This is a genomic window from Nocardia sp. NPDC050713 (assembly GCF_040654315.1).
GTDB lineage: Bacteria > Actinomycetota > Actinomycetes > Mycobacteriales > Mycobacteriaceae > Nocardia.
Genome location: NZ_JBFAHS010000001.1, coordinates 236591 through 258679, shown reverse-complemented (window position 1 = coordinate 258679; position 22089 = coordinate 236591). Strand labels below are relative to the sequence as shown.

The following is a 22089-nucleotide window of genomic DNA, read 5'->3' as shown; positions in this document are numbered from 1 at the left end:
GCAGCATGTGAAGAGGGGGAATTCTCGTCCGATGAGCGAACGCAGTGAGCGAATCCTGTGCCAGCGCGCCTCGCGCATGCCGAAGCCGAGCGCCAGCGAGGCGCGGGCATGAGCGAACGCGGTGATCGAAACATGAGCCTGCGGGCCTCGGGTATGGCCGAGCCGAGCGAGGCGCACGCATGAGCACAGTCCGGTTCCAGCGCCGTGCTCGTCGAGAGATGCCGCGTACGCCCGGTGGCGAGGTCACTCTCCAGCCGCCGCCCGAGATCCCAAGGGTCACACCGGGCAATCTGCTGATGAAGCTGATGCCCGTCGTGATGATCATCGGCATGGTCGGCATGATGGCGCTGTTGTTCACCCAGGGCGGCGGCATCGCGTCGAACCCGATGAGCATGATGTTCCCGATCATGATGCTGTTCTCGATGGTCGGCATGTTCGCGGGCCAGGGCGGCGGCAAGGGCCAGAAGGCGGCCGAGGCGAACGAGGACCGCAAGGACTACCTGCGCTACCTCGACCAGGTGCGCAAGGACGTCGACGAGACCGCCAAACAGCAACGCGCGTCGGTGGAATGGAGCCACCCCGAGCCCGGCCTGATCTGGATGCTCGCCGGCACCAGCCGCATGTGGGAGCGCCGCGCGGGGGACAAGGACTTCTGCCACGCCCGCATCGGCATCGGCGGGCAGCGCCTGGCCACCCGGCTGGTCGCGCCGGAGACCGGCCCGGTCGAGGAGCTGGAACCGATTGCCGCGGTGTCGCTGCGGCGCTTCGTGCGCGCGCACTCGACGGTGCCGGATCTGCCGACCGCGATCGCGGTGAAGGGCTTCGCCACCATCGCGTTGGACGGCGACCGGAACGAGGCCCGCGACATGGTGCGGGCGATGTTGTTGCAGCTGTGCATGTTCCAGGGCCCGGACCAAGTGCTCGTCGCCGTGGTGTGCGGGCCGGACACCGCGCGCGAGTGGGAGTGGACCAAGTGGCTGCCGCACACCCAGCATCCCGACGCCCAGGACGGCATCGGCACCCAGCGCATGTTCTACGGCTCGATCCGGGAGGCCACCGCGAGCCTGCACCCGCTGCTGGCCAATCGCGTTCGCTACTCGCGTAACCAGCCCGCGAACGCCGGTCTGGTGCAGCTCGTCATCGTGGTCGACGGCGGCCTGCTGGAGGCCGAGGACGATCAGCTGCGCGAATCCGGCTACGAGGGCGTCACCATCATCGATCTGTGCGGATACGCTCCGCGCCTCGCGGTTTCGCGCGGCATCAAGATGGTCGTCGAGAACGGCGAGTGCGTCGGCCGCGGCGCCACCGGCAACCAGGAGCGGTTCGCGCTCATCGACCGGATCAGCGCGCACCAGGCCCAGCAGGCCGCGCGCAGGCTCGCGCCCTATCGCGCGGCTACCCAGCGCAGCAGCGACGTGGAGACCGAGGACACCGAGGTCATCTCGAGCTGGGCGCAGCTGATGAACCTCGGCGACATCGGCTCGTTCAACCCGGAGAGCGCGTGGCGGCCCCGCTACGGCCGGGAACGCCTGCGCGTCGCGTTCGGCCTCGACGCCGCGGGACTGCCGATCGAACTCGACATCAAGGAAGCCGCCGAGAACGGCATGGGACCGCACGGCCTGTGCATCGGCGCGACCGGCTCCGGTAAATCCGAGTTCCTGCGCACCCTGGTGCTCAGCCTGCTGGCCACTCACTCGCCCGACCAGCTCAACCTGGTGCTCGTCGACTTCAAGGGTGGTGCGACCTTCCTCGGTCTGGACGGCGTGCCGCACGTCGCGGCCGTCATCACGAACCTCGAGGACGAAGCCGACCTCGTCGACCGTATGAAGGACGCGCTGGCCGGTGAGATGAACCGTCGCCAGGAAGTGCTGCGCCAAGCGGGCAACTTCGCCAACGTCTCGGAGTACGAGAAGGCCCGCGCGGCGGGCGCCGACCTGGACCCGCTACCCGCGCTTTTCGTGGTGCTCGACGAGTTCTCCGAATTGCTCACCCAGCACCCCGATTTCGCCGAGTTGTTCGTGATGATCGGTCGACTCGGCCGCTCGCTGCACGTGCACCTGTTGCTCGCCTCGCAGCGCCTGGAAGAGGGCAAGCTGAAGGGCCTGGAGAGCCACCTGTCCTACCGGATCGGTCTGAAGACGTTCTCCGCCAACGAATCCCGTCAGGTGCTCGGCGTGCCCGACGCTTACAACCTGCCCAACAGCCCCGGTGGCGGTTACCTGAAGTCCGACTCCGGTGAGATCCAGCGCTTCCAGGCCTCCTACGTCTCCGGCCCATACGTCGGCGGCGGCTCGCAGCGCGAGGTGACCCAGGCCGGTGTCGCGGGCGGCGAGATCGACGTGAAGGCACGGCCTTTCACCGCCCACCACGTGGATTTCCGCGCCATCGACCGGGTGCCGCTGCCCACCCAGGGCAGCAGCGAGCCGGAGGAGCACCACACCGAGGACGGCGAGCAGATCTCGAACGTCAACATGCTCGTCTCGCGTATCCGCGGGCACGGCCGACCGGCGCACGAGATCTGGCTGCCGCCGCTGGACGAGGCGCCGACGCTGGACCAGCTCATCCCGCGCTCGATCCTCACCGGCGAGTACTCGGCCGTCGCGACGTTGCGCGCGCCGATCGGCATTGTCGACCGCCCGTACGACCAGCGCCGCGATCCCTTGGTCGTGGACCTGTCCGGTTCCCGAGGCAATGTCGCGGTGGTCGGCGGTCCGCAGTCCGGCAAGTCCACCGCGCTGCGCACCATGATCATGGCGATGTCGATGACGCACACCGCCGAGCAGGTGCAGTTCTACTGCCTCGATTTCGGTGGCGGTACCTTGGCCAGCCTGGAGGGCCTGCCGCACGTCGGTTCGGTGGCAAGCCGTTTGGACGAGGACAAGGTCCGGCGCACCATCGCCGAGATGACCACCATCGTCCGCCAGCGCGAGGCCCGGTTCCGTCAGCTCGGCATCGAGTCGATGGCGGAGTTCCGCCGCCTGCGTTCGATGGACCCGTCCAGCAGCCCCGCCGCCGCGGGCGCGCACGAGGACCCGTTCGGCGACGTCTTCCTGGTGATCGACGGCTTCGGCTCGATCCGGCAGGACTTCGATCCGCTCGAGCAGCCGATCATGAACCTTGCGGTGCAAGGTCTTTCGTACGGCGTGCACGTCGTCATCGCGCTGGCCCGCTGGGCCGAGGCGCGTCCGGCGCTCAAGGACCAGATCGGCACCCGCATCGAGCTGCGGCTCGGTGACCCGATGGACTCCGACCTCGGCCGAAAATTCGCCGCGCTGGTCCCGATGGGCCGCCCTGGTCGCGGTATGACTCCGGACTGCCTGCACATGCTGACGGGTCTGCCGCGCATCGACGGCAGCTCCGACCCGACCAACCTCGGCCAGGCCGTCGCCGACGCCGTGGCGACCATCGCGCGCCTGACCCCCGGTCGGCACGCGCCCGCCGCGCGCATGCTGCCCGAAGTGCTGCCGCGCGAACAGCTGTTGCAGCTCGCCGGGAACTGGCCGTCGCAGCTCAACTCGGGCGTCAAGAACGTGCGCATCCCGCTCGGCATCAACGAGTCCGAGCTCGCGCCGGTCTACCTCGACTTCAACGAGAGCCCGCACTTCATCGTCATCGGTGACAGCGAGTCGGGCAAGACGACGCTGCTGCGCTCGATCATCGAGGGCATCGCCGCCGCCAACTCGCCGAACGAGGCCCGCTTCATCCTCGGCGACTATCGCCGCACCATGCTCGGCCTGGTGCCCGACGGCTACCTCGCCGGATACGGTTCCACCGCACCGCAGTTCACGCAGAACATGAACGACCTGGCCGCCTACGTCGCCCAGCGCACGCCCGGCCCGGACGTCACCCCGCAGCAGCTGCGCGAAAGGTCCTGGTGGAACGGACCGGAGCTGTTCGTCATCGTCGACGACTACGACCTGGTCGCCACCTCCATGGGCAACCCGGTCTCGGCCCTCGTCGAACACCTGCCGCACGCCCGCGATCTCGGCTTCCACCTGATCGTCGCCCGTCGCGCGGGTGGCGCCAGCCGGGCCATGTACGAGGCCACCATGGCGCGGATGAAGGATCTCGGTTCGGCGGGTCTGATCATGAGCTGCCCGAAGGACGAGGGCGTGCTGATGGGTACGGTGCGCCCGAGTCCGCTGCCGCCGGGCCGCGGTACGTACATCACCCGTAACGCCCAGGAACTGATCCAGCTGGCATGGATGCCGGCGGCCGAGTGATGTCGTCGGTCGACCTGGTCCTGACAGACACCCGCATCTGGGCGCGCGGCCCCGCCACGCACTGGGACGCACCGCCCTCGGTCGTCTTGGGCAGCAACGGAAACCTGGTCGTCGGCGAGTCGTTGAACCCGCCGACCCAGGTCAGCTCCGCCGTGCAGTTCGTGCCCGCCGAGCGAATCGCGCTGCTGCCGCGGGTACCCACGGTGCCGGAAGCCTTGACCGCGGTCTTCGGCACGGCGCTGGAGAACCTCGGCGTCGGCGTCCCGTGCGAGCGCATCACCCTCGTCTGCCCGACGGAATGGGGCGGCAGTCGCCGCGCCGTGCTGGACGCCGCCGCGCGCCGGTTCGCGCACGACGTCGTGTTCGAGGAGATCGCCTCGCGCGCGGTCACCGTCGACGACGGCACCGCGCGTAGCCGCCGCACCATCGTCCTGGAGTTCGGCGCCATCACCACCACCGCCACCGCGGTGACCCGCAGCCACCTCGGCGTCCAGGTCGAAGCGTGCGAGCACGAACCGAATCTCGCGCTCGCCGACCTCGGCCACGATCAGCGCGCGTTCGACACGTTGACCAGCCTGATCACCCGTCTCCTCGACGGCCGCCCTGCGGATGTCGTTCAAGCCTTCGGTGTTTCCGATCCGGCCAAGCTGGACCTCATCGCCGCGGCGGTGCAACAGTTCTGCGGCCCCGACGCCGAACTACGCCCCATCTCCGGCGGCGAACTCGTCCGCGGCGCGCACCAGGAACCGGAGTACCGCCCCGAAGCGGCTCCGGCCCTGCCCACCAACGAATGGCTCCAGCCGCTGCGCGAACGCGCCGCAGCCCAGGCCCCCGACCGCCCGATCGCCAAGTACGTCCTCGCGGGCGTCGCCGTGGTCGCGGTGGTGGCCGCGGTTGTCGTAGGTGGCGTCGTCGTATCCGGCGGCTCGGACGAAGCCCCGGCCGCGGCGCCATCCAGCACCGCACCGATCACACTGTCCGTCCCACCCATTCCCTCGCTGCCCCCGACGAACTCGCCGGGACCGCAGGAAACCGTGGGCCGCATCCGTTTCAAGGTGCCGGACGGCTGGCGACTCACCCCGCCCTCCGCCCAGAACGGCGGCCGCGTCGACCTGTCCCCCCAAGACGGCGCCCGCTTCCGAATGACCCTCGTCCAAACCCCGGTCGCCCCCAACGCCGGCTACGAACAGATCGCCGCCAACCTCGAAGCCCAGATGAAGACGAAGCCATCCATCGGCGACCTCCGCCGCGACGTCGTCTTCGGCGGCCGCTCCGGACTTTCCTACGTGGAGCGTCCGGAGGGTTCCACGGTGCAGTGGCATGTGTTGGTGGAACACGGGATTCAGGTCAGCATCGGATGCCAGTACGTGGGGAACACGTGGACTGGCTTCGAGCCGACCTGTGAGGATTTCGCGTCGTCGGTGCATGTGATTCCCTGAGCGGGGGAGTCCGACCGGCTCACTCCACTGCGGCGCAGCTGATCGACGTTGTGAGCGGCCCGCGCTGACAGTTCGGCATCACGCGTGCGTTTTTCGACTCTCGCGAATGGTTTCAACCTACTGAACCATTCACGCGGCACAAACTAATTCGGGCCCCCAGCGAGAATGCTGGGGGCCCGAACGCTTCGAACCGATCGAGTCGAACTCAGAAGAGGTTCGAGAGCGCGGAGTCGGTGCTCTGCAGCTCGGAGTTACCGGAGCTGACGAGCTGACCCGCTCCGACCAGGGTGGTGTTCAACTGGTCGACGTTCTTGTCCCAGGTGCGCTGCATCTCGGCGAACGCCTCGTTGGTCGCACCCTTCCAGTTGGTGGTGACGAACTCTTCGACCTTCTTGTGGAACTGCACCAGCTCGTCGCGAATGCCTTCGGCACGCTTGATGATCTGGCGGGCACCGTCCTCGACGCCGCCGAAATTAGCGGAGATTTGCTGCGACATAATTCAGGCTCCTTTGTTTCCGAGTGTTGGCCGATTAGACCGCGGGCAGGTCCAGGCTGGAAACCTGAGCCTGAACCTTCGAGGCGAAGTCAGTGTCCTGATCGGCGAACGACGAACCCGCCTTGATGAGCTTCTCCGAAGTCTCCATCAGCTTGTCGTTCAGCTTGTCGGCCTGGAAGTAGTAGCGCTCCATGAAGGCGTTGAACGCGTCACGGGCCTGGCCCTTCCAGTTGGCGCCGTTGGTGACGGCGTCCTCGTCGGCCTTCAGCGTCCGGATGGCCGCCATCAGGTTGCTGTGCTGCTCCTGGAACTCCTTCGCCTTCTGGGCGATCAGCTCGGGGCTAGCATCGAGATTGCCTGCTTCCGCCATTGCGGCTCCTCCTGTGTGTGTACTTGGTCAACGTTGCAGGTGCCCAGCTGACCTGTTCATATGATTGGACGCGCCCCAGGTCCGATCGGTTCCCACCCTGTGCAAAGAATTTTGGTGGATCGTTCCCTGCGCATCGTCACGCGTTGTCGACTGGCCGCACCGTGGACGGAGGGCCTTGATGAGATCCCCCCGGACATCTCGGACCGCGGTGCCGTCACGTCGGTCGCCGCCAGCGCTCTCTCCCCTCCTTCCCCCTGCTCGGTACCACCTGAACCGGCGAGTGGGCTGGCTGGGATCACCCTACCCAATGGGTTCTGATAGCGCTAGCAGGCTCGGGTACCGGAACGCCGAAATATCGCGTGTCCGAGCAAGTGTGGCACGGCCGGATGACCAGCGAAGATCGACTAGCCGTTGACGGTCTTCGCGATGATCGGGACCATCTTGTCGACGAGGACCGAGGAGGACTGGTCCGTCCACACCTGGAAGGCCTGGACCGTCGTGAGATCGTCCACGACGACGATCTTCGCCCTGCTGTTCATGATGGCACTCGGCAAACCGCGGAGTCCGCCGTTGCCCGCCTCGCTGTCCGTGCGCAGCACGATGACCACGTCGGAATCGATGTCTGTCGAGTATCCCGACACCGACAACGGGCGCGGGGACTTCTCGTCTCCTACCGCCTTGTACTTGTCGCTGTAACGGAAGCCGATGTCCTGCAAAAATTGCGCCTGCGAGCTGGGGTTCAGCGTGGCGGAAAGGGTGGCGTCCCCGTAGTTGAACGCGATCACGGACTTGCCGCTGAATTGGGGATTGTCCTGGCGAACCGCGGCCAGCTGATCGCCGCTGGCGCCTGCGTCCGGCCTGGTGAGGAAGAAGGTGCCCGCCGCGACGGCGATAGCCGCCACCAAGGCGACGATTCCAGGCACGAGGATCTTGCGAAGGCGGGATCTTCCGGGCTGGTGACCGTTCCGCGCGGTCGCCACCGTGCTTTGATCCGTCGCGTCCGGTCCCGGTCCGAAAGGCGCCATCGGAGGCCGCGGTTCGGTTGGGTACGACGGCATCGCGGTTGCGGGCGCGGTGTACGCTCGCGGGTCTGTGCTGTGCGTTGGGTGTGGCGCGGTGTAGGCGCGCGGGTCTGTGCTGTGCGTCGGGTGAGGCGCCGTGTAAGCGCGCGGGTCTGTGACATGCGCGGGACCGGGCGCTCGGAACTGCGGGGCGCCGAAGAGGGCGGCCTCGGCGGCTTGGACGAATTCGCGGCAGGTCGCGTAGCGGTGTGCTGGATCTTTGGCCAGCACCTTCTCGATGACACCGTCGAGCGCGGATGGGAGACCGGGGCGGGCGGCGCTCAATTTCGGCGGAGCCTCGTGGAGATGTCCCATCATGACCACGGCGGGCATTGTCGACGGATACGGGTTCTGGCCGGTGAGCAGTCGATAGAACGCGCAGCCGAGGCTGTAGATGTCGGAGCGGTGATCCAGCCTGTCGCCGACGAGCTGCTCCGGCGAGGCATAGGCGACAGTGGCCATGAAATTGCCTGTCGCGGTCAGATCTTGGCCGTCCTCAGCGGATTTGGCCACGCCGAAGTCGGTCAGCAGGACCCGCTCCTCATCGCCCTCGTCGGCGGCGGAAAGCAGGAAATTGGCAGGCTTGATGTCGCGGTGCAGCAATCCGCGCCGATGCGCGTAATCGAGACCCTTGCCGACTTCGGAGATGATGCGCAGGGCGCGTTGCGGTGTCATGACCGAGGGCCCCTTCTTCGCCTCCTCGGCCGCATCGGTCCCATCGACATACTGCATGGCGATCCAGAGCTGGCCGCTCTCCTCACCGCGGTTGTAGACGGCGACGATATTGGGATGGTCCAGCCCGGCAGCGAGATTCGCTTCTCGTTCGAATCGGGCGCGGAATTCGTCGTCGGTGGAGAGCTCGGCGCTCAGTACCTTCAGCGCGTCACGGCGGGGCAGGATGGGATTCTGCGCCAGGTAGACGGTACCCATGCCGCCGGCGCCGAGAGTCTGAATCACCCGGTACCCACCCACGACTGCGCCGGGCCGCAACGCCATTCGTTCCTCCTCCACGATGCCGAACGCCCGGATCACGAGCCTTCCGCAGAAATCTAGCAAGCATGGTGCTGGCCTTCGAACCCGTCACGACCCTCGGTGGCGCTGTAGCGACGATGCGCGGCGCCCCGGTCCGGCCGATGACGTGGTTTTCAGCTCGGCACGCGTTCAGTTGTGCGTCAGCAGGGCGTATTGCGCGGAGATCTTCTGATGCAGGTCCTGCAGTTGTTTGCCGTGGGCCTGCACCGTGTACCGGTCGACTTGGAGCACGCAGATATTGGTGCCGATCACGGTCGATCCCCCCTCGGGAATATCCGAGTAGCACTCGACTCGATCACCCACTCCGGTGGGCGATGCGACCAGCGCCTCGCCCGCTTCCAGGCGCGTCGAGGGCTGCCAGTCCGCCCACAGCGCATCGGCGCCCTTACGGGTACGACTGCGGAACACCACGCTGTCGCCGAAGGACGCGAGATCCACCTCGGCGATCTTCAGCCGATCGAGGAAACCCGTGCCGCCGTCGATGAGCGTGAGCGTGCCCCGCCCGGTGTAGATACCGTCGGGTTCGGCGCGTTGCGGCTTCTCGGGATCGCTCGGCAGTGTCCGGCCGAGTAGTCCTTCCGGGTCCAGCGGAATTCGCGACAGTTCGGCGGCGGGTGTTGGCTTGAACTGCGACAGCAGTGGGATCTGGACATCCAGCATGCGTTCGACATGGCCGACGAGCGAGGGAAGATCGGGCGCCTGAGTGTTGTCCTCGACCTTGATGAAGACGACGTACCGGTCGTGCACGGTCCAGGAACCGATCGAGGACACAGTGGGACGCCAGTGTGCCGTGGTGCCGGGATGTTTCGTGATCTGGACGGGCTCGTTATCCGGGTTGTACGTGAAGTCGTCGTGTTCGAGCGCTGGACCCACCGTTTGTGCGGTCTTCGCGTCCGGAAACATGAGCACCGCGATGTTCATCGTGCGGCGCGGTGCTTCGGGGTCCCCGCCGGTGGACCAGGAATTGACCCAGCCGGCGACGAGATCTTTGGCGACGTCGTCGAACGTGTCGTTGATGACCAACGAGCCCAGCGCTTTTCGGTTGAGTACGATGTGCGGCCGGACGAACCAGGCGTCGGTGACATAAGCCGGATCGGCCTCGAAGGGCAGCGCGACGTAGTCGGCCAGTCGCTGAGCCTCCCGGGCTCTTGCCTGCCGCTCGTTCTTGGCGTTGCCGATTGCTTTGGGCTCGGTCTGGTAGTTGCCGACGTCGAGCTTCGACAGGTCGGCCTGCACGCGAGTAGGTGTGCCGGACACCTGGGAGCCGCAGGCGCCGACACCGACGGCAAGGGCACCGCATGTCAGCACGGCCACGGCGGCTCGGAGAATCGTTGATCTCACGACGAATAGCACGCCGCCACCTTCGCTCGGATAATTCTCGTGGGGAGCCATGGCGCCGTGGAGTTCTCTATCTGCACGCATCTTGCCCTACTCCCCGTCGGCCAAAATCTTGTACTGCGCGGCGACGCGCTGGTACACGTGCTGCGGATTGTCGCCGCTGATGTCGGCGACATACCGGTCAAAGGCGAAATAGCATTGCGCCGGGTACCGGCTGCTGGAGTCCTTCGGATTTCGGCGGTCGAAGCATTGGACGCCCGGCATGTTCGGCGGACTGTCGATCGCCTTGTACTTGCTGGAATCTTGTCCGTTGAGAGCGGCTACCAATCGTTCACTACTCGCGAAATCGCGGGTGCGATAGAGGATGCCCCCGGAGACGCCGACGAGATCGACGCCCGCGTCGGCGTAAGCCGCCTTCATGAGGTTGGGCTGGTAGGCAGCGTGCAGCCATGCCTGCCTCGTGAGCACCATCGAGGGATCGGTATCCGCGGTGAACTGGCTCTTGTCTTCCAGCGGAAGCGTGCGCCGCAGCATCCCGTCGACGTCGATGGGAAGAGAGTCGAGCTGTTCCAGCGGCGTCGGCGTGTAGTTCTTCAACCCGTCGAGCATTTTGGTGAACGCGCGCTGCGCCAGCTCCGCGAGTGGCGCGGGGTCCGCGGGTTCACTGACCGGATCCTCGACACGCACCATCAACAACAAAGTGTCCTCGGCCAACAAGGCTTCCAAGCGGCGCTTTTCGAGTGACCACTTGCCTCGGGCGCTCGAAAATCCCGGGATGGCCACTCGGTCGCCGGGCGCGGTCTCGTCCAGTCTGTCGGCGATCCGGTCCGCAGCCGCTCGCGCCTGATCGGCGGTTTCGAATCGCAGGGTGTGCATATCGAGTGCGCGGCCGAGCGCGATCCCTTGGCGACGCTGTCCGCGCGTGTACCAGCCGGCCACGAATCCGGGTGCCAGGCTGTTGAATTCGCCGGGCTTGTTGATGCCGTTGATATCGGGCGGGATGAGATCGGGGGTAAGGCGGCGGTCGAGGTAGATCGTCGTCTTGAACGCGAACTTGCCATCGATGTCCGCGGCCAACGGCACCGCGGCGCCGATACGCGCCGCTTCGAGCAAACGTCCGCTCTTGTTGGTCCGTGCTTTTTCCGGGTCGCGCGGAGTCGATGGATAGTTTCCTGAATCTAGCTTGGAAACATCATATTTCGACGTGTTCGATGGTTCCTGATCGCTGCCGCAACCTGCGGAGGTAACAAGCGCGATGGCCAGGACGCACAGTATGGAGCGAATTCTCATGGCGCACTCACTCACTCTTCGCAAGGATCGCGTACTGAGCGGCGGCCCGCTGGTACAGCGGCGTCGCGGACCTCGAGGTGACCGGAATCCGGGTGACCACCACGGCAACGTATCGTCCGTAGACCACCCCGCACAGCGCGTCGTACAGCCGGACGGCATCCGAACTATCGAGGCGCAGGCATCGTGCGTCGGGAAGTCCCGGCGGTGGTGGAAGCTCTTCGTCGTCTCTGCCCGGTTCGAGCAGAGCCGTTTGCAGCCGGAAGGCAGCTTCCAAATCGCGAGTTCGGTAGACGATCCCGCCGCGGCGTCCGACCAGGTCGACACCGCTCTCGTCGAATGCTTTTCGCACGTCCGCGGGGTTGCGTTCGAAGTGCAGTTCCCCCGAGGGTTCGTAGGCTCCGAAGTCGAGGTCTCCGCTGAAGGGGTCGCTGTAGTCCGGCGCTTCAGGAAGGGCCCGGCGCATGATGCTGTCCGGGTCGGTGGGGATATCGAGAAGGTCGTCCAACGGTATCGATTTCATCTGATCGATACGCGTGATCTGCAAACTGATGGTTCGGCGTATGGCATCGGCGAGCGCGCTTTGGTTCGGCTGCGGCACACCCGCGTTGACCATGATGACGTAGGGACCGTGGGCGATGAACGAGATCCCGGTGATGTCGTCGGCGGACGAGGTCAGTGCACCGGGGTGGCCGTCGATCGGTACCGGATGACGTCCCGGGTCCGCGTTCGTGATCTGGTCGAACTCGACGGCGGCCTTCTTGCTCGCCGCCTCGGTCGGGAACCGCAGAGCCGAGATGATGAGCTTCTTCCGGCTTCGCAAGTCACCGTTGATACGCGAGACGTAGGCCCCGGCGACCAAATTGTTGTTCAACGCGGCGGGTTTGTATTTCTCCGGGAACGTATTCGACTGGACGAGCCACTCGGCGTTCCAGAAGAACTCGATGTCGCCGAGTAGATCGATCTCGGGGTCGACTTCGTAGGAATGCACGATGTAGTTGAGCATCCGGCGAGCCTCGATCGTTCGAATGTCGTTGGCACTCGAGATATCCGGCTCGTACTCGGTGGGCTCCGGCTTATAGGGCCCGGTCTTCAGATCGGCGACGTTCACCGGGCTCATGCCCGGCCCCGGGCTGCCCTCGACAGTGGACGAACAGCTGACGCACACGACCGCCGCAGCCGTCAGCGCGGCGACCGCACCACCTCGAAATCTCATGCTTCCCCCCTTCCCCGGATGTCGGCGAGGCTCGCACGACTCCACCCATCACCAACACGCAGCATTTCCGCCCCCGTCGATCGCTTACTTCCCGCCGGATCCTACGTCAACTCGCCGAACCGTGTGCCAGCAGCAGGTATTGGGCACTCGCCCGCTGCGCGAGGTCTTGCGGTTGGTTCGCGGTGACTTCGGCGACGTAGCGGTCGTGGGAGAAGTAGCAGCGGTGTTCCAGGATGATGCGGGCGCTCTGCGGTGGGCCAGGGTCTTCGCGGAAGCAGCGGGCGTTGGGTAGGCCGGGTGGGCTGTCGACGGAGTCGTAATCAGGCGGAATCTGTGCGGCGAGGGCTGCGGTGAGACGGGCCGCCGCGGCGGAGTCGCTCGTGCGGTAGACGCGGGTGCCCGCGTAGGCGATCAGGTCGACGCCCGCGTCCTCGAAGGCGCGGCGGGTGAGGTCGGGGCGGTTTTTCAGGTGTAGAGCGGCGGGCACCGTGTATACGCCGGTCACGTCCTCGAGGGTGCCGGGGCGTTCCGCCGCGAGGGTGCGGGCGAGCAGGTCGTCGACGGTTGTGTCGGCGAGCTTTTCGACCGGGGTCGGGGTGAAGCCGTCCAACAGCTCGAACTGGCGGTCGAAGAGTTTTTTGGTGATCGCGAGCAGCGGCGCCGGGTCGGGCGGGGTGGCGAGACCGTCGGAGACGAAGGCCCACAGCAGATAGTCGCCGCGAGCGGTCCAGGACTGCACCGAATCGTGGGCGCTGAGGTAGGTGCGGCCGGTGGGGTATCCGGGGATTTCGAGTATCTGCTTGGGCGGGTACTTCTCGATTCCCTTGTCCGCCAGCACGTGCATGGCGTGCGTTGCCTGTTCGGGCGTGGTGAAGCGCAGTAGCGCGATGCTGATGTCGAGTCCGAAGTTGCGATTTTCGCGGCGGGAACCGCCGGTGTGCCATCCGGCGACAAGTCCGGGCACCTGCTCGGAGAAGTTCTCCAGATAGCTGATCCCGCTGCCTCGGAACGGTGGGTTGCGGGAGGTGTAGTGATGTCCAGCGAAGTTGGTGCGGCCGTGGACGAGTCGACTGTCGAGGTCCATGGGCAGCGGGACGATGCCGCCGAGTCGGATGGATTCTCGGACGGCTCCGTCGTCGGCGGTGCGCAGCGCGGACAGGTCCCTGGGCGTCGACGGATAGTTGCCCGGATTCAAGGCGGCCGTGTCTACGCTCGCGGCGGGCTCGGACCCGCATCCTGTGGAAAGGGCGAGCAGGACGGTGAGACAGGCGAATGCGATGCGGGAACGTGCCACGATCACGCACCCCGCGCCAGGATCGAATACTGCGCGGCCGCACGCTGATACAGGCTCGGATCGAACAGCCCGCCGGGCAGGCCGTCGGCGCCGACGACAGCGACGTAGCGGCCGTGGACGAGGACGCAGACGTATTCGTAGTACTGGTCGAAGGTGTCCATGTCGCGCTGCAAGCACTGGGCATCGGCGATGCCGGGCGGACTGTCGACGGGTTGCTCGTCTTCGCGCGGCTCGGTGAGGGCGCGCTGGAGGCGGAACGCCGAGTCGAGATCGCGCGTGCGGTAGACGGTCGCGTCGTTGCGCGCGACGACATCGACGCCCGCACTCGCCAGTACGGCCTGCAACTCGGCGGCGCGCGGCTCGAAATGCAGTTGTCCAGCGACGTCGTAGATTCCAGCGGGCTGGACGCGCCGGGCGGTGTCGTCGCCGCTCACCGGTAGCGGCGGTAGCGCGAGTCGCATGATGCCGTCCGGGTTGGCGGGTAAGTCGAGGATCTGATCGACCGGTGTCGGAACGAACCGGGTCAATCGTTCGAGCTGTAGATCGAGCATCGTTCGCAGCTGTGTCACAAGGGCATTCGGATCGGGCTGGGGGACCGTGGTCATGGCCATGACCACCATCGGCCCGCGTGTGGCGAACAGGTAGCCCTTCTGGTCGTTCGCGGTCGACGCCACGGCATCCGGGTGACCCGGAATCGCGAGGGCATGCCGATTCGGTATGAGTTCACCGAGCGTGCGGTCGAATTCGGTTGCGGCGGTGCGGGCCGCTTCGTCGGAGGGAAACCGCAGCAGCGCGATCGACAGGTTGCGCATGGCCCGCAGCTGCTGATTCGAGCGGACGGTGACGACGCCCGCGATCAGCCGGTGGCGTTCGGCGATCGGCTCGAACTGGGCGGGCAGCACGCCGAGAGAATCGCTGAACGCCGAACCGGGAGCGGCGACGATACGCGTGGTGTCGAGTGCGGCCATCTCGCGGTCGACTTCGTAGGGCGCGATCAGATAGCCGAACAACCGCCGCGACTCGATCGCGAAGACGTCGCTCTTGGTCTCCAACTTCGGCTCGTAGTCGACGGGCGCGGAAGGGAACGGGCCGACGGCGATGCTTGCCACGTCGACCGGAGTCATGCCTGGCACGCCGCGCCCTTCGACCGTCTGCGCGCCGCAGCCGGAGGTCATGCTGGCGAGGACGACGAGAGCCGCGGCCGCGCAAGGCAGTGTCCGGAATCCCGACGCGGGGCGCGGCACAGTTCTCCCTTCGATCGAATACCTGCGGCGGCAGTCGGTTTCACACGGAAATGTCGAGTCGGCGTGGCGTCGTCCACGTCGGATGCGGTCCGCAGCCGCGATCACAAACTGTTGGCCAGCAACGCGTACTGCGCAGCGACCTTCTGACGCACGTCGGGCTCCTTGTCGCTGGTCACCACGCCGACGTAGCGCTTGTACGGCACGTAGCAGCGGTACTTGTACTCCCGCTCCGGGTCGCCTTTGCTGTTGAGCTGCAGGCATTTCGCGCCGGGGACGTCGTTGGGGGCGTTGGCCGGGTCGAACTGATCGCCCGCGGTCTCGATCAGGCCGGTGACGAGTTTTTGGGCGGCGTCGCCGTCACGGGTGCGGGTCACCGAACTGGCGTCCACGATGGCGATCTTGTCGACGCCGGTGTCCTGGATGAGGCGCTCGGTGACAGCCTGGTCGTCGGAGGAGTGGATGCCGTGGTTGCCGCTGTAGATGGCGAAGGAGACCGGATCGGGGGAGTGCCCGCCGCGGTCGGCGACGGCGACGCGGGCGAGTAGACCGTCCGGGTCGACCTTCAGGGTGTCGAGCTGGGCGATCGGGGTCGGCTGGAACTTGTCCAGCGCGGGCACCTGGGCGGCGAACGTCTTGTCCGCCCAGTTCACCAGGTCGGTGCTGTCGGCGCGGGGCCGCTGCACGTACAGCGAGATGACGAATTCGCGGTGGGCGAGGAAGGCGCCGATGCTGGGAACGCCTGGGCGCCAATGGAGGTAGGCGTCGGGATATTTGGTGGAGCCGAGCCTGCGGTTCTGATCGGAGACGCCGATGTCGGCGTCCTCGAGTTCGCGGGCGGCGAGCTTGGCGCTGGCCTCGTCCGGAAAGCGGAACACGACGTTGGTGATCGCGGTGGCGTCGGCGGCGGGTCGGGTCTGGCCGGGCGGATCGGCCTTGTCGGAACCGCTTGCGGCGAAGCCGGTCACCATCTTCCGGTTGTCCAGCACCGGCTTGGAGACGTTGGCGACGAAGTCGAGGGCCGCCTCGGTGTCGGTGAGCACGGTGCTGCCGCGGCCGAAGACGAGCGACGGATCGATCCGCACGGTCGGCACCACGGCTTCGGACATGCGCATACCCTCCAGCAGCGCGCCGTCGCCGTTCGAATCCTGGTCGTACGCATGCTTGTCCACCGGATAGGTGCCGACCTCCAGGTTCCGGACGTCGAGTTCACCGGGTAGCGCGGTGCCCGCCACGCTGCTGCAACCGGTCAACGCACCGGCTACCGCCACACACGCCGCCAAGATCGCGATGCGCGAAGTCCGAACCATGACAGGCCCCTCGTTCCTCCCGTACGTGCCCTTGAAGATAACCGACGAACGCCGGGCAGAGCGACCGATCAGACACCGATTGCAATACGCTGGGTGCCATGGCGACGCCCTTGGACCAGAGCACCGGTGGAGGCCGATACCGGTGAAGGATCGGCAGGTCGAGGTCGTCGCGGGAAACCACGCCGTCGCCCGGGTCGCGGGCGCGGTGCTGGTGGTCGCGCATCGGGGACGGGACAAACCGACCGAGGACTCGCCCGCCGTCATCGCGCTCGAATCGCTCGCGGAACTGGTCAGGGCGGCCATCGAACAACAGCCGGACGGCCCGGGCGCGCTGGTCGCGCGGCAAGCGACGCGCTGGCTCATGAAGCACGCCGAGCAGATCAGCCCGGGCGTGCCGATCGATTTCGGCATCCTTTCCGCGGCGGAGAACGGCGGGGTCGCGATCTTTTTGCACGGCGCGGTGACCGCGGTGCTCGCCGGGGACGGCAGGGACGAGCGGTACCGGGGCAGCGACGCGGCGTTCACCGTCGACCGGGTCGCGCCTGTTCCGGCGCGCGGTGTCGCGTTGTTCATCGATGACGCCAACGGCCGGATTCCGGAAATGCCGCACGAGCGCGGAATCGGCTGGCTGGTAGAGGGAATCGCGCAGGCCGGAGGAGCGGTCGTCTGGTCGGACGGCGCTCGTTCGCGCGCGGTCGCCCGACCCGAGCCAGCCGAACACCGAGCGCCGCAGCACCGCACGCCCGTCGCGCCGCTGCCGACGGCACGGATCGATCCGGAGCCGCGTCAGCAACCCCGGCCCGAACCGCATCGGGAGCCGCAACTCACGGCGACGCAGGCGTCGACCTCGATGCTGGACTCGGTTTCCGACCCGCACGAGGCCGACACCCAGGTCGGCGGCACCAACCCGGCCCCGCAACCCGATCCCGATCTGCAACGCCGCCTCGAGGCCACCGCGAAGGCGACCGCGCTGACCGTGAAGGTGATGGGATTCAAGTGCGCGCGAGCCCATCCCAGCGATCCGCGCGCGGCGTTCTGCACCGTTTGCGGCATGCCGGTGGACCAGACCCAGGCGCTGATCGAGGTGGTCCGTCCGCCGCTCGGCATGCTGATCCTCGACGACGGCATGACCTACATGCTGGCCGCCGACGCGGTGCTCGGCCGCGACCCCGAACACTCCGAGGCCGCGCAGCGCGGTCTCATCCCGCTGAAGGTCGAGGACAACTCCGGCGGAATGTCCCGCGCGCACGCGGAGATTCGGCTGATCAACTGGGACGTGACCGTGGTGGACCGCGGCTCGACCAACGGCACCCGCACCCGGTTGCCCGGTTACCGCGACTGGGTCCGCCTCAATCCCAACCAGCCGATGATCCTGGTGCCCGGCACCGAGGTGATGATCGGCAACCGCGTGCTGCGTTTCGAACCGGCCGCGCCGCCGCCGTTCGGAGGCTGACGCCCAGTGCCGGTCCACCATGTTGGACACCCAATCCGGCCAAAGGTCACCGTCCCCACCGCGATCAAGGTCACCCTCGATCGGTCCACCCTGGGCACCCAGGTCGGGTGAACGAAGGTCAGTCGGTCTGGCGGGGTGAAGGTGGCCTTCGGTCGATTGGCGCCGACCATTCTGGACGCGGCACTACGAGTACCGCGACATGCAGGTGTTCTCGCCGTTGAGCACACCAGCGCGGAAGGCGTCGACCCTGGCGAACCCGCTCGGCACCGTCTTGCCCTGCGCGTCGCTGGCCGCGAGACCGTCGGTGAGCAGGCCCGACACCGCCTCGTCCAGGTCACCCGCGGCGAGGGAGATATCGCCCTGGGTGCGTTGGCGATTCGGGTCGGCGAGCTTGCCGGTGACCACGCCCGCCAGACACGCGGCGCGCAGCCCGGTCTTGGCGCCGACCAGCGATTGGCCGTGACTTTGCTGGACCGCGAGGGTATAGCGCGCGATGAAGACGACGTAGCCGTTGTAGTCGCCGGTGACTTTCAGCGGCAGCGGGTCGTCCTCATCGATATCGGCCGTGCCGCGTTTGGCCAGCTCGGGTATGTCGGTGGCGATGAGATTCTCGGCGGGACAGTAGGAGACGGGCGCGGTGGTGGTGCCGTCGCGGCAGTCGATCCGCGCCCCGTTGTAGTTGTAGGTCGGGCTGTCCTCGATGGGCAGGATCGCGGCGAGCGCCTTGGTGAGCTCGATCAGGCTTTCCTTGTCGATCGGGTATTCGCCGGTGCTGCCGCCCAGCGTCTGCGGCAGGCCGCCGCGGCGCTGGTTGATCTCGTCGATGTCGATGCCCTTGCACGCCTTCGGGCCGTCGGTGAATCCGATCTGCACCGCGGTGACCCGCTCGAAGGCCGAGCCGTGCACGCTCTCCGGATCGTCGGGGTCGGAGTCGCGGATCGCGACGGTCGCGGCGAGCACCGTGTTGAGACCGTCGGAGGTATTGATGGTGAAGTGCTTCGACTTGCCCTCCGCCACGTGACGGATGAACGCGCCCGCGAAGCAATCGGCCTGCTGCTCCTTGACGATCACCGGATCCTTCGGGTCGACGATCTTGGCCTGCGACTGCACGGCGTGCCCGTACTCGTGCGCGAGCACCATCACAACGGCCATCTTGCCGAAAGTTTCCGCCATGGTGGGCAACAGCACCGAGCGGTCCCAGCCGATGGAGTTGTCCAGTCGGCAGAAGGCGGCGTTCACCAGACGGTAGGTCGTCTCCTTGCAGAACTCGGGCGCGTTGTTGCGCGGCGCCTTGGCGCTCCAGGAGATGAGCCGATCGACGGGCGCGAACTCGCCGTCGAACTCCTTGCCGTACTCGGCGCCCCAGTAGGTCTGGATGTCATCGATGGCGTTGAGCGCCAGGGTGTCGATCTCGCCGCCGTCGCCGCCGGACGCGGTGAGGTCGGTGTCGGGGACGCCGGGACGTGGTCCGCTCGGGCCGCTCGTGGTAGGGAGTCCGGCGACCCGGAACGGGTCGTCGTAGACCGAGACCGCACGGCCGTCCACCTCGCGAGTACAGCCCGCGAGCAGGGCCATCGCGCACAGCACAGCCGTAATGACAGCGGTCGCTTGGAGTTTCGGCAAAGCTCCCCCTAGTCGGCCGGTATATCGTTCTCATCGGTCGCCGGATCGGGACGATAGGCGCGTCGGGGGCACCGCCGATGTCCGGTTGATGGCATAGTATCCGCTGCATGTCTTTACCGGGGGCGCAGACCATCACCGTGCGCCATGATGGAACTGAACGGGTCTTCGATTCGAACCAGCAAATCACCATGGGCCGTGCGCCCGAGGTGACGCTGTTCGTCGACAGCCCGCTGGTGTCGCGAGTGCACGCGACGCTGACCTGGCAGGGGAGCGGCTGGGTTCTCACCGACAACGGCAGTACCAATGGCGTTTTCGTCGACGCGCGCCGGCTGAGTCAGCCGGTGTCGATCGACCGCCCGACGCAGGTCAGGCTCGGTGACGCGATCAGCGGTCCGCTGCTGCATCTGCTGCCCGCCGCGGCGCCGGTCCGGCACGCGCGGGCACAGACGCCGCCGCCGTCTTCGCAACCGCAGCAGGCTGTTCGGCAACGGCCTAGCTATCAGCATCCGAACCGTCCGCCGGTCGGGCAGCAAGCGCATCAGCCCGCCCCGTCACATCAACCGACGCCTTCGCATCAACCAGTCGGGGCGCATCACCCGCCCTCGCAGCCGACGCCGCAGCAGCCCAACTTCAGCATGACGACCAAGGCCGACACCTCCGCGCTGCCGCCGCTGCGCGCCAGAGCGTCGACCTCGCCGATCGCCAGGGCCGACCGGATTCCGTCCGCCGGTCTCGCGATCGGCCGCACCACCGACAACCAGATCGTCGTCAACGATCCGCTGGCCTCCCGCAAGCACGCTCGCCTGATCGCGGCCAGCGAGGGCCTCACCATCGAGGATCTCGGCTCGGCGAACGGCACCTTCGTCAACGGCACTCGTCAGCAGCGCACCGTGCTGCGCGAGCGCGACATCGTCACCATCGGCAACGTCGACTTCGTCGTCCAGCAGGGCACTCTGGTGCATCGGCAGAAGCCGGTCGCCGAACAGGGTTTGCACGTGCACGGCGTCGGATTCACCGTCGAGGGCAACAAGCAGCTGCTCGTCGACGTGAACATGCAGGCGGGCCGCGGCACGCTGACCGCGCTCATCGGTCCGTCGGGCGCGGGCAAGTCGACTCTGTCGAAGTTGATCGCGGGCACCACCCAACCGTCCGGCGGCGTGGTGACTTTCGAGGGACGCAACCTGCACGCCGAGTACGAGGCGCTGCGTTCCCGTATCGGCATGGTCCCGCAGGACGACGTGCTGCACCGTCAGCTCACGGTGCGCCAGGCGCTCGGCTACGCCGCCGAACTGCGGCTGCCGCCCGACACCACCAAGGCCGACCGCCAGCAGGTGATCGACGGTGTGCTGAAGGAACTTTCGCTCACCGAGCACGCCGACACCAGGGTCGACCGGCTCTCCGGCGGTCAGCGCAAGCGCGCCTCGGTGGCGCTCGAACTGCTCACCGGCCCGTCGCTGCTGATCTTGGACGAGCCGACCTCGGGTCTGGACCCGGCGCTGGACCGGCAGGTCATGGTGATGCTGCGCGAGCTGGCCGACGCCGGGCGCGTGGTCATCGTCGTCACCCACTCGGTGGCCTGCCTGGACATGTGCGATCAGGTGCTGCTGCTGGCTCCGGGCGGCAAGACCGCGTTCTGCGGACATCCGGCCGGGGTGGGCGGGGCCTTGGGCACCAGCGACTGGGCGGAGATCTTCGCCAATGTGGCGGCCAATCCGGACCAGGCCTTCGCCGCCTACCGATCCAGACAGGCGTTCGCTCCGCCGCCGCCACCGCCGCCGCGCTACGGACCCGCGGGCAGCCCGCCGCAGTCGAGTGGGTTCAAGCAGTTCTCGACGTTGGTGCGCAGGCAGATTCGGTTGATCTTCGCGGATCGCGGTTACCTGATCTTCCTGCTGCTGCTGCCGGTCATCCTCGGCGTGCTTTCACTCGTGGTGCCGGGCAAGAACGGTTTCGCGCCCGGCGGGCTGACAACCCTGCCCACCGGTGAGATCGTGCGCGTCGGCGGCGGCGAGACCCAGCAGCTGCTTGTCGTGCTCATCCTCGGCGCCTGCTTCATGGGCGCCACGTTGACCGTCCGTGATCTGGTGGGCGAGCGGACGATCTTCTACCGCGAGCGGGCGGTCGGCCTGCTGCCCTCGGCGTATTTGATGGCGAAGATCGCGGTGTTCAGCGTCACCGCGTTCTTGCAGGCGGCGGTGCTCGTCGGCATCACCTTGGCGGGCAAGAACCCGCCGGGCCAGGGTTCGGTGTTCTCCTCGGGCAGCGTCGAGCTGTACATCGATATCGCGCTGACCGCGGTCTGCTGTGTGGTCTTCGGATTGCTGATCTCCAGCTTGGCGAAGTCGAACGAGCAGGTCATGCCGATGCTGGTCGTGATGATCATGGTGCAGCTCGTGATGGCGGGTGGACTCATCCCGGTCACCGACCGTGTGGTGCTGGAGCAGGTTTCATGGTTGTTCCCCTCGCGTTGGGGTTACGCCGCGGGCGCGTCGACCGTCGACATCCTCGAGATCTTCGCCAACGCCCAGCAAGACAACCTGTGGAAGCATTCGGCAGGCATTTGGTTCCTCGACGTGACGCTGTTGCTGGTCATCACCGGTGTTCTCGCGGTCATCACCTGGCAGCGGCTACGACTGAAGAAGTCCGCGACGTGATCACCTACTCGAACCGCCACGACCTGGGGTCGGCTGGGATCGCGCGCATCTC

14 protein-coding genes are annotated in these 22089 nt (G+C 66.9%); 4 read left to right on the top strand and 10 right to left on the bottom strand.

The window, feature by feature from the left end:
- Window positions 1-179 precede the first annotated feature (179 nt).
- Complete coding sequence (eccCa, locus tag AB0H49_RS01075; protein WP_357245797.1) at window positions 180-4223, top strand: type VII secretion protein EccCa; 4044 nt, start codon at window positions 180-182, stop codon at window positions 4221-4223.
- On the top strand, window positions 4202-5662 hold the full coding sequence (locus AB0H49_RS01070) for a type VII secretion-associated protein (protein WP_357245794.1): 1461 nt from the start codon (window positions 4202-4204) through the stop codon (window positions 5660-5662). Before eccCa ends, AB0H49_RS01070 begins: the two co-directional genes overlap by 22 nt.
- A 205-nt stretch (window positions 5663-5867) precedes the next feature.
- Here AB0H49_RS01070 and AB0H49_RS01065 read toward each other — a convergent pair whose 3' ends face one another.
- From AB0H49_RS01065 to AB0H49_RS01025, 9 genes are all read right to left on the bottom strand, one after another.
- Entirely contained in the window at window positions 5868-6158 is a 291-nt protein-coding gene (locus tag AB0H49_RS01065) for a WXG100 family type VII secretion target (protein ID WP_357245791.1), read from the bottom strand.
- A gap of 34 nt (window positions 6159-6192) precedes the next feature.
- A complete protein-coding gene (locus AB0H49_RS01060) occupies window positions 6193-6528 on the bottom strand; it encodes a WXG100 family type VII secretion target (protein WP_067833119.1) in 336 nt (111 codons plus the stop codon).
- Window positions 6529-6932: 404 nt separating this feature from the next.
- Window positions 6933-8585 carry a protein kinase gene (locus AB0H49_RS01055; RefSeq protein WP_357245788.1) on the bottom strand — a complete coding sequence of 551 codons (1653 nt, stop codon included), beginning with the start codon at window positions 8583-8585 and terminating at the stop codon, window positions 6933-6935.
- A gap of 165 nt (window positions 8586-8750) precedes the next feature.
- The gene (locus tag AB0H49_RS01050; protein WP_357245785.1) at window positions 8751-9935 is read right to left on the bottom strand and encodes a hypothetical protein; all 1185 of its coding nucleotides are present in this window, start codon (window positions 9933-9935) and stop codon (window positions 8751-8753) included.
- Window positions 9936-10049: 114 nt separating this feature from the next.
- Window positions 10050-11249, bottom strand: a complete 1200-nt coding sequence (locus tag AB0H49_RS01045; RefSeq protein ID WP_357245782.1) for a hypothetical protein — start codon at window positions 11247-11249, stop codon at window positions 10050-10052.
- Between the two features lie 7 nt (window positions 11250-11256).
- Window positions 11257-12462 carry a hypothetical protein gene (locus AB0H49_RS01040; RefSeq protein ID WP_357245779.1) on the bottom strand — a complete coding sequence of 402 codons (1206 nt, stop codon included), beginning with the start codon at window positions 12460-12462 and terminating at the stop codon, window positions 11257-11259.
- 106 nt (window positions 12463-12568) lie between these two features.
- On the bottom strand, window positions 12569-13756 hold the full coding sequence (locus AB0H49_RS01035) for a hypothetical protein (protein ID WP_357245776.1): 1188 nt from the start codon (window positions 13754-13756) through the stop codon (window positions 12569-12571).
- Window positions 13757-13758: 2 nt separating this feature from the next.
- On the bottom strand, window positions 13759-15000 hold the full coding sequence (locus AB0H49_RS01030) for a hypothetical protein (protein WP_357245773.1): 1242 nt from the start codon (window positions 14998-15000) through the stop codon (window positions 13759-13761).
- 101 nt (window positions 15001-15101) lie between these two features.
- Window positions 15102-16307, bottom strand: a complete 1206-nt coding sequence (locus AB0H49_RS01025; protein WP_357245770.1) for a hypothetical protein — start codon at window positions 16305-16307, stop codon at window positions 15102-15104.
- Window positions 16308-16449: 142 nt separating this feature from the next.
- On the opposite strand from AB0H49_RS01025, the gene AB0H49_RS01020 reads away from it, so the two are divergent.
- Window positions 16450-17760, top strand: a complete 1311-nt coding sequence (locus tag AB0H49_RS01020) for an FHA domain-containing protein (RefSeq protein ID WP_355000085.1) — start codon at window positions 16450-16452, stop codon at window positions 17758-17760.
- A 183-nt stretch (window positions 17761-17943) separates the two neighbouring features.
- On the opposite strand, the gene AB0H49_RS01015 is transcribed toward AB0H49_RS01020, so the two are convergent.
- Window positions 17944-19335 (bottom strand): metallopeptidase, encoded by a 1392-nt coding sequence (locus tag AB0H49_RS01015; protein WP_355000537.1) that lies wholly within the window; start codon window positions 19333-19335, stop codon window positions 17944-17946.
- A gap of 155 nt (window positions 19336-19490) precedes the next feature.
- Between AB0H49_RS01015 and AB0H49_RS01010 the strand changes: the two genes are divergently transcribed.
- Complete coding sequence (locus AB0H49_RS01010) at window positions 19491-22037, top strand: FHA domain-containing protein (protein WP_357245766.1); 2547 nt, start codon at window positions 19491-19493, stop codon at window positions 22035-22037.
- The last annotated feature ends 52 nt before the right edge of the window (window positions 22038-22089 follow it).

What these genes read in the sequence shown, in the direction of transcription:
- eccCa (WP_357245797.1), top strand. Translation starts at nt 180, where the DNA reads ATGAGCACAGTCCGGTTCCAGCGCCGTGCTCGTCGAGAGATGCCGCGT.
- AB0H49_RS01070 (WP_357245794.1), top strand. Translation starts at nt 4,202, where the DNA reads ATGGATGCCGGCGGCCGAGTGATGTCGTCGGTCGACCTGGTCCTGACA.
- AB0H49_RS01065 (WP_357245791.1), bottom strand. Translation starts at nt 6,158, where the DNA reads ATGTCGCAGCAAATCTCCGCTAATTTCGGCGGCGTCGAGGACGGTGCC.
- AB0H49_RS01060 (WP_067833119.1), bottom strand. Translation starts at nt 6,528, where the DNA reads ATGGCGGAAGCAGGCAATCTCGATGCTAGCCCCGAGCTGATCGCCCAG.
- AB0H49_RS01055 (WP_357245788.1), bottom strand. Translation starts at nt 8,585, where the DNA reads ATGGCGTTGCGGCCCGGCGCAGTCGTGGGTGGGTACCGGGTGATTCAG.
- AB0H49_RS01045 (WP_357245782.1), bottom strand. Translation starts at nt 11,249, where the DNA reads ATGAGAATTCGCTCCATACTGTGCGTCCTGGCCATCGCGCTTGTTACC.
- AB0H49_RS01040 (WP_357245779.1), bottom strand. Translation starts at nt 12,462, where the DNA reads ATGAGATTTCGAGGTGGTGCGGTCGCCGCGCTGACGGCTGCGGCGGTC.
- AB0H49_RS01025 (WP_357245770.1), bottom strand. Translation starts at nt 16,307, where the DNA reads ATGGTTCGGACTTCGCGCATCGCGATCTTGGCGGCGTGTGTGGCGGTA.
- AB0H49_RS01015 (WP_355000537.1), bottom strand. Translation starts at nt 19,335, where the DNA reads ATGGCCCTGCTCGCGGGCTGTACTCGCGAGGTGGACGGCCGTGCGGTC.
- AB0H49_RS01010 (WP_357245766.1), top strand. Translation starts at nt 19,491, where the DNA reads ATGTCTTTACCGGGGGCGCAGACCATCACCGTGCGCCATGATGGAACT.